Here is a 12,385-nt window from a genome sequence, read left to right as displayed (position 1 = left end):
GGCACGGTGATAGTTTCAGCTTAGCAGTTACCTCACGCGGGCTGAAGGATCAGTAGCCACGTTGCCGGTCAACGACGCCCGCCGGCGGCTGCCCGGCCTCCAGCGCGCGAACGTTGGCGGCGATCTGATCCATTGCCTGCTGCGGCAAGGTGATGGCAGCAATATGCGGGGTAATGGTGACACGCGGATGACGCCAGAACGCATGCGTCTCGGGCAGCGGCTCGCGCGCGAACACGTCCAGGGTTGCCGCGGCCAATTGCCCCTGCTCCAACGCCTGCAGCAGATCCTCTTCCACCAGATGCGCGCCGCGGGCGATGTTGATCAGATAGGCGCCCGGCGCTATCTGGGCGAACAGCCGGCGGTTAAGGATGCCGACGGTTTCCGGCGTATTGGGCAGCAGGTTGATTAACAGCTTTACCCCGTCGAGGAAAGCCGCGCGTTGCGCCTCGCCGGCGAAGCTCTCCACGCCGTCGATCTGCTTGGGGCCGCGGCTCCAGCAGCGCACCCGGAAGCCGAACTCCGTCAGCTTGCGCGCCACGCTCTGGCCCAGTACCCCGGCGCCGAGAATGCCGATGGTGAAATCATCCAACGAGTGAGGATCGAGCGGCCGCCACTCCTGCCGTTGCTGCAACAGCTGGTATTCATCGAAGCGGCGGAAATAACGCAGCACATAGCTCAACGCGTATTCCTGCATCTGCTGCGACATGCCGGTATCTTCCAGCCGCAGCAGCGGCACGCCGGCCGGCAGCGTGCCGGGGTGCTGACGTTCCTGATCGAGAATGGCGTCAACGCCGGCGCCGAGGACGAATACCGCTTTCAAATCGCGGCGATTGGCCAGCATCGGGTGCGGCGGGCGCCACACCAGCGCATAGTCGGCCGCCCCATCGTCGCCGGGCCGCCATTCGCGAATGTTGGCCTGCGGCAGGCGCCGCTTGATGCCGCTCAGCCATTCCTGGGCGTTAAACAAGGGATGGTAATAAATGATGTTCATGCAGCTTGCTCCCGTCTGTTTTTTGTCTGTTTTCCTCAAGACTTCCGTGATTCAGCGGCGGATGCAAGCGATAAAGCCCAAAATGAAAACAGCCCCGACCAGTGGGGCTGTTTTTAACCGGCTATATTCAGGCGCTGACCGGCTCTTCGCGCCGGATCAGCCGCCGCAACAGCGGAATAAGGATCAGCATCACCACGCCGACGCCCGCCGCGCCCCAGCCCAGCGCGCTGAACACCTCGCTGTAGCCCGGATTGGTCTGCGCCGGGGTGCTGCCGCTGTTTTCCGGCATCAGGCCGGAGACGTAGCCCGCCAGCACCGACGCCACGCCGGTGACCATCATCCAGCAGCCCATCATCACCCCCTGATAGCGCGGCGGCGCCAGCTTGCCGATCATCGCGTAACCGATTGGGGAGAGCATCAGCTCGCCGATGCTTTGCAGCACGTAGCTGATAACGATCCATTTGAACGCCACCAGCCCGTCGCCGCCGGCCAGGCCGATGCCCAGCGGCAGCACCAGCATGCCCAGCCCGATGCAGAACAGCGAGCCGGAGAACTGCATGGGGATGTCGATATTGCAGCCGCGGGCGCGCAGACGATTGAACCACCAGGCCAGCAGCGGGCCGCCCACCACGATCACCAGCGTGTTGATATTTTGCAGCCACTGCGGCGCAACCCGCATGCCGTAAACGTTGAGGTCGATATTGTGTTCGGAGAACAGCATCAGGCCCATCGGGGCTAACTGATACAGCGTCCAGAACACCAGCGCGCCCAGCGCCAGGATCAGGTAGGCCGTCATTCTGCGGCGTTCGCCGCGCGGATGATGGCGCAGCGTCACCACGCACAGCATCAGGAAGATCAGCGCGCCGAGGCCAATCACGAAATGGCCGCTGAATTCGGCGTGGGTAAGCATCACGCGGATGATCGGCACCAGCGCCACCAGCACCGCCAGGCCGACCAGCATGCGCCAGCGGTATTGCGCGCGGCTGGCGTCGTGCAACGGCGTATTGAGATCCGCCAGAATGCGCCAGCGGCTGACGGCGACGATAATCGCCGCCGCGTTGCCCAGGGTGGCGAACAGGAACAGCGCCCGGTAGTTTTCGCTCAGTTGGAAATAGCCGGCCACGGTGAAGCCGACGAAGAAACCGAGATTCATGCCGGCGTAGTTCCACAGGAATGCCGACTCGCGCCGATCGTCATCCGGCTTGAAACGCTGGGTGAGCATCATATTAATGCAGGTGACGTTCAGGCCGCTGCCGGTGAGGAACATCGCCAGCCCCCAGTACAAACCCCAGACGCCCGCCACGGCGATCAGCGCGCAGCCGATCACCTGCAGCACCATGCCCAGCACGAACAGGTTGCGGTTGCTCAGGAAGCGCCCGCCGAGATAGCCGCCGAACATATGCAGGCCATAGTTGAAGGCGCCGAACACCCCCATCATGGCGTTGGCGCTGCCCTCGCTGAAGCCGAGCCGCTTGGTGGCGTACAACACCAGCGTGGAATACAGCACGGCGAAGCCGAGCGTGGCGAAAATCTGGATGAAGAACAGCGCCCCGGCGCCCGGGGGGATGGCATGGCGCGGCGGCGACGCCGGCATGGAGTCTGAAGGAGTCAAAGTGAACCTCTGCGGCATTATTATGTAATAGGTCAGTCCCTGTCTGCGTTATCGCCGGGCGCATCACCCGACAATCTGCGCGGCGGCGTGATATTCCTTGCCAAATCCGCCGCGCAAGCGCCCTTTCATTTAGCGACACATCTGACTAATAATCCAGTATTAATGCATATAACCACATAGCAACCTAAGCAATTGGCGATATATTGAGCTAACAACAAGAGCAAAGGTCAAATATTAATCTGAAATGATATTTTACCGCACAGTTCCCGCAGCGAGGGGCGAAAAACAGCCGCCTATCGCTCGGTAAATCAGCAAATTGCTGTAACTTTGGCTAAACGGTCATGTGAATGTCATAAGGGGGTTGACGCTGGGATCAGATTCTCCTACATTAGCGCCCGTCGACAGCGCAAAGCGTTATCGGCGACAAAACGGTGAGGTGTCTGAGTGGCTGAAGGAGCACGCCTGGAAAGTGTGTATACGCGAAAGTGTATCGAGGGTTCGAACCCCTCTCTCACCGCCATATTCTGAAGAGAAAGCCTGGATTCGCGTCCAGGCTTTTTTTTATGCATGACGCACCGAAAGAGAGGGGTGAGAAGCCTCGACAGGGTTCGACAAAACGCATTGCGTTTTGGACCGCCAAAGGCGGCCCGCAGGGTGAGCGCAGCGAATCAAGCCCTCTCTCACCGCCATATTCTGAAGAGAAAGCCTGGATTCGCGTCCAGGCTTTTTTTTTATGCATGACGCACCGAAAGAGAGGGGTGAGAAGCCTCGACAGGGTTCGACAAAACGCATTGCGTTTTGGACCGCCAAAGGCGGCCCGCAGGGTGAGCGCAGCGAATCAAGCCCTCTCTCACCGCCATATTCTGAAGAGAAAGCCTGGATTCGCGTCCAGGCTTTTTTGCTGTCTGCAACCGGGCTAACGCCCGGTTTAGTGTCCCCGCCGCGCCTTACCGGCCCGCGGTTCGCCGCAGTTTCCAGCAATCTGAACACCGCGTGAGCAGACGCGCCGAAACGCAGAAATTCTGCTTGACCGGTTCGCCCTCACTCCCTATAGTAGCGCCCCGTTGCAGCGATGAGTTCGCAACGAAAAATACGGTGAGGTGTCTGAGTGGCTGAAGGAGCACGCCTGGAAAGTGTGTATACGCGAAAGTGTATCGAGGGTTCGAACCCCTCCCTCACCGCCATATTCTAAAGAGAAAGCCTGGATTCGCGTCCAGGCTTTTTTTATGCATGGCGCATTGGCCGGGAGGGGCGAGAAGCCTCGACAGGGTTCGACAAAACGCATTGCGTTTTGGACCGCCAAAGGCGGCCCGCAGGGTGAGCGCAGCGAATCAAGCCCTCCCTCACCGCCATATTCTAAAGAGAAAGCCTGGATTCGCGTCCAGGCTTTTTTTTATGCATGGCGCATTGGCCGGGAGGGGCGAGAAGCCTCGACAGGGTTCGACAAAACGCATTGCGTTTTGGACCGCCGAAGGCGGCCCGCTGGGTGAGCGCAGCGAATCGAGCCCTCCCTCACCGCCATATTCTAAAGAGAAAGCCTGAGCGAAAACTCAGACTTTCTCGTTGTCTGGCCCCCCACCGCTCAGTGGTGGGTTCGCCCCAGCGCCGCCTGCGGCTGCGTCAGCGCGCGGCGCCAGTCGCCCGGCGTTTGGCCGAACTGGCGTTTGAAGCTGCGATTGAACGACTGCTGCGAATCAAAACCCAATGAGATCGCCACGCTGACGATAGGCTCGCCGCTGTTGGCCAACCGCTCGGCAGAAACCTTCAGCTTCTGCATGCGAATGTACTCCCCCAACGCGTAGCCGGTCTGGCGCTTGAACATGCGCTGCAGGTGCCACTTGGAGTAACCCGCGCGATCCGCCACGGTGTTGATATCCAGCTTCTCTTCCAGATTGTTGTCAATCCACGCGATCAAATCAGTAATAAAGCCCGTATTGTTCATGCTGACGCTCCCATCATGCTGGCAGGTATGCCCGCTGCCCGATGCCAATACGTTGCAGCAGTTTTGCACTAAATGCAATTTTTATTATTGCATTTACAGGAAACCCACTCCTATAATCCACCCGATTAATGTAACCGATATTGATACATTAATGTGACAACAATGTGTTTCAAAACTTAACGCGGTGTCGATGAACGACGCCGCAGCTCCGCCGCCGGTCGCAGGCCAGGGACGTTACCCGGATTACAGGGCCGGGTGTATGGCCTGACCGCGCTTACTTATCGGAAATAAAAATAATGCCAAGCCAGCCAAACTCATTGTTCAACGTCAGCGGCCGCCTGCACGGCGCCGCCATCGGCCAGCGCCTTTCCGGGGTGGCGCTGCTGGTCGCGCTGCTCGCCGGGTGCGACAACGGCGTCGCCCAGAACGCCGCCCCGCCGCCGCCGGCGGTCAGCGCCGCCAATGTGGTGATCAAACCCATCAGCCAGTGGGATGCCTTCAACGGCCGGATCGAAGCGGTGCAGAGCGTGCAGCTGCGGCCGCGAGTGTCCGGCTATATCGATCGGGTCAACTACACCGAAGGCGACGAGGTGAAAAAAGGTCAGGTGCTGTTCACCATCGACGATCGCACCTACCGCGCCGCGCGCGAGCAGGCGCAGGCGGAGCTGGTGCGGGCGCGCAATCAGGCCGCATTGGCGCGCAGCGAATCTTCGCGCACCGAAAAACTGATCGGCACGCAGGCGATCTCCAGGGAAGTCTGGGAACAGCGGCGCTCCTCCGCCGCCCAGGCGCAAAGCAACGTGCTGGCGGCGCAGGCCCAGCTCGATATGGCGCAGCTGAATCTGGACTTCACCCGGGTGACCGCGCCGATCGACGGACGCGCCAGCCGCGCGATGATCACCGCCGGCAACCTGGTCACCGCCGGCGACAGCGCCAGCGTGCTCACCACGCTGGTGTCGCTCGACAAGGTGTATGTCTATTTCGACGTGGATGAGGCGACCTTCCTGCGCTACCAAAGCCAGGGCCAACGCGGCGCGCAGCTGCCGGTCAGGGTTGGGCTGGTGGGCGAAGAAGGCACGCCGCATCAGGGGCTGGTGGATTTCACCGACAACCAGCTGAACGCCGGCACCGGCACCATCCGCATGCGCGCCCTGCTCGACAACCGCGAGCGCCGCTTCACGCCGGGGTTATTCGCCCGGGTGCAGATGCCCGGCAGCGCCGAATTCAACGCCATGCTGATCGACGACAAGTCGGTGATGACCGACCAGGATCGCAAGTTCGTCTACGTCGTCGATAAAGACGGCAAGGCGCAGCGCCGCGATATCGAAGTGGGCCGCGTGGCCGAGGGGCTGCGCATCGTGCAAAAAGGCCTGTCTGCGGGCGATCGGGTGATCGTCGACGGCATGCAGAAGGTGTTCATGCCGGGCATGCCGGTCGATGCGAAAACCGTCGCCATGGCCGCCAATACCCCCGCACTCAACTAAGCCTCCAGCAGAGAATCCTGACCCATGGACTTTTCCCGTTTTTTCATCGACCGCCCGATCTTCGCAGCGGTGCTGTCGATTCTGATTTTTGTCGGCGGGGTGATCGCCATCCCGCTGCTGCCGATCAGCGAGTATCCGGACGTGGTGCCGCCCAGCGTGCAGGTGCGCGCCGAATACCCGGGCGCCAACCCGAAAGAGATCGCTGAAACGGTGGCCACGCCGCTGGAGGAAGCGATCAACGGCGTCGAAAACATGATGTACATGAAATCGGTGGCCGGCTCCGACGGCGTGCTGGTGACCACCGTGACCTTCCGCCCCGGCACCGATCCCGATCAGGCCCAGGTGCAGGTGCAAAACCGCGTGGCGCAGGCCGAAGCGCGGCTGCCGGAAGACGTGCGTCGCCAGGGCATCACCACCCAGAAGCAGTCTCCGGCGTTGACGCTGGTGGTGCATCTGGTGTCGCCTTCCGGCAAGTACGATTCGCTGTATCTGCGCAACTACGCCACCCTGAAGGTCAAGGATGAGCTGGCCCGGCTGCCCGGCGTCGGCCAGGTGCAGATCTTCGGCGCCGGCGAATATGCGATGCGCATCTGGCTGGATCCGAACAAGGTCGCCTCGCGCGGGCTGACCGCTTCCGATGTGGTCAGCGCCATGCAGGAACAGAACGTGCAGGTCTCCGCCGGTCAGCTGGGCGCGGAGCCGATGCCGACCCGCAGCGACTACCTGCTGTCGATCAACGCGCAGGGCCGGCTGCAGACCGAGGAAGAGTTCGGCAATATTATCCTCAAGAGCGGCGACAACGGCGAGATCGTGCGGCTGCGCGACGTGGCGCGCATCGAGATGGGTTCCGGCAGCTATGCGCTGCGCGCCCAGCTCAACAACAAGGATGCGGTGGGCATCGGTATCTTCCAGGCGCCGGGCGCCAACGCCATCGAGCTGTCGGACGCGGTGCGCGGCAAAATGGCCGAACTGGCCACCCGTTTCCCCGACGGCATGAGCTGGAAGTCGCCGTATGACCCGACGGTATTCGTGCGCGACTCGATCCGCGCGGTGGTGGATACCCTGCTCGAAGCGGTGATCCTGGTGGTGCTGGTGGTCATCCTGTTCCTGCAAACCTGGCGCGCCTCGATCATTCCGCTGCTGGCGGTGCCTATTTCGATCGTCGGCACCTTCGCCGCGCTGTACCTGCTGGGCTTCTCGCTCAATACGCTGAGCCTGTTCGGGTTGGTGCTGGCTATCGGTATCGTGGTGGACGACGCCATCGTGGTGGTGGAAAACGTCGAGCGCAATATCGAAGAGGGGCTGACGCCGCTGGCGGCGGCGCATCAGGCGATGCGCGAGGTCTCCGGGCCGATCATCGCCATCGCCGTGGTGCTGTGCGCGGTGTTCGTGCCGATGGCGTTTCTGTCCGGCGTCACCGGTCAGTTTTACAAGCAGTTCGCCGTCACCATCGCCATTTCGACGGTGATCTCCGCCATCAACTCGCTGACCCTGTCGCCGGCGCTGGCGGCGCGCTTGCTGAAACCGCACGGCGCGCCGAAAGACTTGCCATCGCGGCTGATTGACCGGCTGTTCGGTTGGCTGTTCCGGCCGTTCAACCGCTTCTTCGCCAGCGGCTCGCAGCGCTATCAGCGCGGGGTATCCCGCGTGCTGGGCCGGCGCGGCGCGGTGTTCGCGGTGTACCTGCTGCTGCTGTGCGCCGCCGGCCTGATGTTCAAAACCGTGCCGGGCGGCTTTATCCCCACCCAGGATAAGCTGTACCTGATCGGCGGCGTCAAGATGCCGGAAGGCGCGTCGCTGGAGCGCACCGACGCGGTGATCCGCAAGATGAGCGCCATCGGCCTGAGCGTCGACGGCGTGACGGACGCGGTGGCCTTCCCCGGCCTGAACGCGCTGCAGTTCACCAATACGCCGAATACCGGCACGGTGTTCTTCGCGCTCGAGTCGCTGAGCACCCGCACCCGCAGCGCGGCGCAGATCAACGCCGAAATCAACGCGCGCATCTCGCAGATTCAGGAAGGCTTCGCCTTCTCGATCATGCCGCCGCCGATCCTCGGCATCGGCCAGGGCTCCGGCTACTCGCTGTACGTGCAGGACCGCGCCGGCCTGGGCTATGGCGCGCTGCAAACGGCGATCAACACCATGTCGGGCACCATTATGCAAACGCCGGGCATGGGCTTCCCGATCTCGTCTTATCAGGCTAACGTGCCGCAGCTGGATGCGAAGATTGACCGTGACAAGGCCAAGGCGCAGGGGGTGCCGCTCAACGCGCTGTTCAGCACGCTGCAGACCTATCTGGGCTCGTCTTACATCAACGACTTCAACCGCTATGGCCGCACCTGGAAGGTGATGGCGCAGGCCGACGGCCAGTTCCGCGACAGCGTCGAGGACATCGCCAACCTGCGCACCCGTAACGACAAAGGCGAAATGGTGCCGATCGGCAGCATGGTCAGCATCGGCACCACCTATGGCCCGGACCCGGTGATCCGCTACAACGGCTTCCCGGCGGCGGACCTGATCGGCGACGCGGATCCGCGCGTGCTGTCCTCTACCCAGGCGATGAGCGCGCTGACCCAAATGGCCGGCAAGCTGCTGCCGAACGGCATGAACATTCAGTGGACCGATCTGAGCTATCAGCAGTCGACCCAGGGCAATGCGGCGCTGGTGGTGTTCCCGGTGGCGGTGCTGCTGGCGTTCCTGGCGCTGGCGGCGCTGTATGAAAGCTGGACGCTGCCGCTGGCGGTGATCCTGATCGTACCGATGACCATGCTGTCGGCGCTGTTCGGCGTGTGGCTGACCGGCGGCGACAACAACGTGTTCGTGCAGGTCGGGCTGGTGGTATTGATGGGGCTGGCCTGCAAGAACGCCATTCTGATCGTCGAGTTCGCCCGCGAGCTGGAAATCCAGGGCAAGGGCATCGTCGAGGCGGCGCTGGAAGCCTGTCGCCTGCGTTTGCGCCCGATCGTGATGACCTCGATCGCCTTTATCGCCGGCACCATCCCGCTGATCCTGGGGCACGGCGCCGGCGCCGAAGTGCGCGGCGTCACCGGCATCACCGTGTTCGCCGGCATGCTGGGCGTCACGCTGTTCGGGTTGTTCCTGACGCCGGTGTTCTACGTCACGCTGCGGCGCATGGTGGCGGGCAAGGCGCAGCAACAGCCGGCGTAATCGCCTGCAGCAAATGCAAAAAGGTCGGGTGAAAACCCGACCTTTTTTATTTGCGTACCGGCTGGCGAATTATTTGCCGGCGGCCTCAGCCTCTTGCGCCGCGGCGTATTCCGCACAGGCGCGCTTGTCGCCCCGCTCCAGCTCGGCCAGCGAATCGGCCACGGTATGGCGCGCCAGCACGGCGAGCGACGCCTGCTCCGCTTCGTTCACCACCGATTTGAAATACCAGCAGGCGTTGGCGCTCACCAGGCAGCGGGCGGGCACTTCAGGGCGCGCAGCCCAGATGCGTTTATCGTCGATCACCGCCAGATAAATATCCCGCAGGGTGATCTGTTCCGCCGGGCGGCCGAGGTGAATCGAGCCGTTACGGCCCAGGGTGGAGACGATAATGCCGTCTTTGGTCAGCGGCACCATCAGTTTGCGGATAAAGCTGGGGTTGGCTTCCAGACCGGCTGCAAGGATCGCGCTGGTTGAACGCACGCCCTGCTTCTCAGCTACGGCGACGCTAAGGACCATTTGCAACGCTGTCGGAAAGCGGAAATCTAACATATCGTTATCTCTGGGAGACGAAATTCTCGGTTTGCCGGTACGGCTCAGCGCTATACAACATCGCGCTCAATTGCACAATAATATAACAAACGCGGCGGCATTTTTGAAGTTATGCCCGGTGAAATCGCACGCATACATTAGGCTTGAAACCGCCGCGCGGCGGGAGACAGAAAGCAGAAACCCGCGTCAATGTTAACGCCGCTCGCTTAACCGGGTTAAACGATCAGAACTAACACTATCCGCGGGTTTAATTCTTGCCCCTGCAATCAGGCTTTGTTCAGCACCAGTTGGCCGCTTTTGTCCAGCGGGATCTGGGTGCCGGGATCGTGATCCATGCGGATCTTGCCCTGCTGATTGCCGATTTTATAGGTCACGTCATAACCCAGCATTTTCTGCGATTTGTCGTAGACCGTTCTGCAACGCTGCTGCGTGCTGGTGCGTACGTCGTTGTTCTGCATCGCGCCCTGCACCTGGTTGCCGGCATAGCCGCCGCCCAGCGCGCCCACGACGGTGGCGACGTCACGGCCGCGGCCGCCGCCGAACTGGTGGCCAATCACGCCGCCGGCTACCGCACCCAGCACGGAACCGGCGATGCGGTTTTCATCCTGCACCGGCGCACGGTGGGTCACGGTGACGTTGCGGCATTCCTGACGCGGGGTTTTGATGGTTTCTTTAATCGGCGTTGCGGCGAGAACCTGCGCGAATTGCGGACCGGAAGAAAAAACGTCCAGGCTGGCTACCGCGGCAATCCCCAGAGCGGCAGCGATGCCGATGCCAACACCGGCTAACATTGACTTGTTCACAGGAAACCTCCTGAAAGTGTTACCACGCATTTTATCCCGGGAGACGCTACCAACATTGCACCGCGCTTATTATTTTGCGCATGGGCGGCACGTGGTATCCCGGTTTACGGCGTGCGCGACGCGCCGTCTGTAAACGAGGTAAAGTCTGCACAATGTTCTGAAAGCCCGCAATAAGACAAAGGGACCAAAAATGCTGGAAATCCGGCGTTTCGCCGCTGTTTAGGAGAAATCTTAAGAATTTTGCCTATTTCGGCAACAGGATATTCTGGCCGATACCGCGCCCGCAGCATCGGGGGATAAAAAAACCCGCGCGGGCGAGCCGGCGCGGGCGGGGTTCGGCGCGGGGTGTTCAGTGCATTTTCAAACGCGGGCGGATCACCCGGTTAATGCCGCCCACCAGCATCATCAGGCCGGTTTTGATGTAACCGTGCAGCGCCACCTGGTGCATGCGGTACAGCGAGATGTAGACGAAGCGCGCAATGCGGCCTTCCACCATCATCGAACCGCGCATCAGGTTGCCCATCAGGCTGCCGACGGTGCTGAAGCGGGAAAGCGACACCAGCGAGCCGTGGTCCTTGTAAACGTAGGGCTTCAGCGTCTGGCCGTTGAGCAGCGCCAGAATGTTGGTGAAGCAGCGCGATGCCATCTGGTGCGCCGACTGGGCGCGCGGCGGCACAAAACCGCCGCCCTCTTTCGGGCAGGAAGCGCAGTCGCCAATCGCGAAGATGTTCGGATCGCGCGTGGTTTGCAGCGTCGGCTCAACCACCAGCTGGTTGATGCGGTTGGTTTCCAGCCCGCCGATGTCCTTCATAAAGTCCGGCGCCTTGATGCCGGCCGCCCACACCATCAGATCGGCATCGATAAACTCGCCGCCCTTGGTGTTCAGGCCGTTGGCGTCGGCGCTGGTGACCATGGTGTTGGTCAGCACCCGCACGCCGAGCTTGTTCAGTTCCTGGTGCGCGGCGGCGGAGATGCGCGGCGGCAGCGCCGGCAGAATGCGCTCGCCGGCCTCAACCAGCGTCACGTTCAGCGCGCGGTTGTCCAGGCCTTCGAAACCGTAGCTGTGCAGCTGTTTCACCGCGTTATGCAGCTCTGCGGACAGCTCCACGCCGGTGGCGCCGCCACCGACGATGGCGATGTTGACGCGCTCTTTCTGCCCCGGCTGAGCCGAGAACTTCAGGAACAGGTTGAGCATTTCATTGTGGAATCGACGCGCCTGATGCGGGTTATCCAGGAAGATGCAGTGTTCTTTCACCCCCGGCGTGCCGAAGTCGTTCGAGGTGCTGCCCAACGCCATAACCAAAATGTCGTAAGACAGTTCGCGCGCGGGCACCAGCTCGCCGCCCTGCTCGTCGCAGATCTGCGCCAGCTGCAGCGTTTGGGTTTCGCGGTTGATGTCGGTCAACGACCCCAGCTGGAAGCTGAAATGATGGTTGCGGGCGTGCGCCAAATAGCTGAGCGCGTCCACGCCGTCATCGAGGGACCCGGTGGCGACTTCATGCAGCAGCGGCTTCCACAGGTGGCTGTGGTTGCGGTCCACCAGCGTGACCTCGGCCTTGTTCTTGCGACCGAGCTTATGCCCCAGGCTGGTCGCCAGTTCCAAACCGCCGGCGCCGCCGCCGACAATGACGATTTTCTTCTTTGGCGTTGTCAAAATAACCCCCTAAATGTGAACCAATTGTTATCCTAGGGTAAAGAAATAATATCCTTAGAATACATAGGGTTCGCGTAAAATAAACCTGCTGTCTGCAGCCAGAATAGCATGTGGGGTTATTTGGTCATACCAAAATTGACGTGCATCAAACTTTTTTGGTTAAAGGCTGGACGAGGGACTTT

At 61.5% G+C, this 12,385-nt stretch carries 8 protein-coding genes, 2 tRNA genes and 3 other RNA genes; 7 read left to right on the top strand and 6 right to left on the bottom strand.

Features of this window, described 5'->3' with window-relative positions:
• Positions 1–49: 49 nt before the first annotated feature.
• Entirely contained in the window at positions 50–991 is a 942-nt protein-coding gene (gene ghrA, locus D7I37_RS17165) for a glyoxylate/hydroxypyruvate reductase GhrA (protein WP_061799021.1), read from the bottom strand.
• Between the two features lie 127 nt (positions 992–1,118).
• A complete protein-coding gene (locus D7I37_RS17160) occupies positions 1,119–2,585 on the bottom strand; it encodes a peptide MFS transporter (RefSeq protein ID WP_061799019.1) in 1,467 nt (488 codons plus the stop codon).
• A 448-nt stretch (positions 2,586–3,033) separates the two neighbouring features.
• Here D7I37_RS17160 and D7I37_RS17155 point away from each other — a divergent pair.
• From D7I37_RS17155 to D7I37_RS17135, 5 genes are all read left to right on the top strand, one after another.
• A tRNA-Ser gene (locus D7I37_RS17155) sits at positions 3,034–3,123 on the top strand.
• Positions 3,124–3,170: 47 nt separating this feature from the next.
• A non-coding RNA gene (locus tag D7I37_RS17150) (RtT sRNA) lies at positions 3,171–3,292 on the top strand.
• Between the two features lie 48 nt (positions 3,293–3,340).
• Positions 3,341–3,462, top strand: a non-coding RNA gene (locus D7I37_RS17145) — RtT sRNA.
• A 235-nt stretch (positions 3,463–3,697) separates the two neighbouring features.
• A tRNA-Ser gene (locus D7I37_RS17140) sits at positions 3,698–3,787 on the top strand.
• A 46-nt stretch (positions 3,788–3,833) separates the two neighbouring features.
• Positions 3,834–3,955: non-coding RNA, RtT sRNA (locus tag D7I37_RS17135), on the top strand.
• Positions 3,956–4,185: 230 nt separating this feature from the next.
• Here the strand turns inward: D7I37_RS17135 and D7I37_RS17130 are convergent.
• Positions 4,186–4,545, bottom strand: coding sequence for a helix-turn-helix domain-containing protein (locus D7I37_RS17130; RefSeq protein ID WP_095097001.1), 360 nt, complete (start codon positions 4,543–4,545; stop codon positions 4,186–4,188).
• Between the two features lie 296 nt (positions 4,546–4,841).
• Here D7I37_RS17130 and D7I37_RS17125 point away from each other — a divergent pair, with 296 nt between their 5' ends.
• Positions 4,842–6,029, top strand: coding sequence for an efflux RND transporter periplasmic adaptor subunit (locus D7I37_RS17125; protein WP_061798365.1), 1,188 nt, complete (start codon positions 4,842–4,844; stop codon positions 6,027–6,029).
• Between the two features lie 24 nt (positions 6,030–6,053).
• Positions 6,054–9,197, top strand: a complete 3,144-nt coding sequence (sdeB, locus tag D7I37_RS17120; RefSeq protein WP_129544033.1) for a multidrug efflux RND transporter permease subunit SdeB — start codon at positions 6,054–6,056, stop codon at positions 9,195–9,197.
• A gap of 69 nt (positions 9,198–9,266) precedes the next feature.
• On the opposite strand, the gene D7I37_RS17115 is transcribed toward sdeB, so the two are convergent.
• The 3 genes from D7I37_RS17115 to D7I37_RS17105 form a co-directional block, all read right to left on the bottom strand.
• Positions 9,267–9,746, bottom strand: a complete 480-nt coding sequence (locus D7I37_RS17115) for an Rrf2 family transcriptional regulator (RefSeq protein WP_061798362.1) — start codon at positions 9,744–9,746, stop codon at positions 9,267–9,269.
• A gap of 266 nt (positions 9,747–10,012) precedes the next feature.
• Positions 10,013–10,549: a glycine zipper 2TM domain-containing protein gene (locus D7I37_RS17110; protein WP_167387242.1), complete on the bottom strand. Its 537-nt coding sequence runs from the start codon at positions 10,547–10,549 to the stop codon at positions 10,013–10,015.
• 349 nt (positions 10,550–10,898) lie between these two features.
• Positions 10,899–12,203, bottom strand: coding sequence for an NAD(P)/FAD-dependent oxidoreductase (locus tag D7I37_RS17105; RefSeq protein WP_095096995.1), 1,305 nt, complete (start codon positions 12,201–12,203; stop codon positions 10,899–10,901).
• Between the last annotated feature and the right edge of the window lie 182 nt (positions 12,204–12,385).

It is taken from the genome of Serratia sp. 1D1416 (genome assembly GCF_003641105.1).
Classification (GTDB): domain Bacteria; phylum Pseudomonadota; class Gammaproteobacteria; order Enterobacterales; family Enterobacteriaceae; genus Serratia; species Serratia ficaria.
Note: the sequence above shows the minus strand (reverse complement) of the source record. Positions and strands in the feature narration are given on the sequence as shown.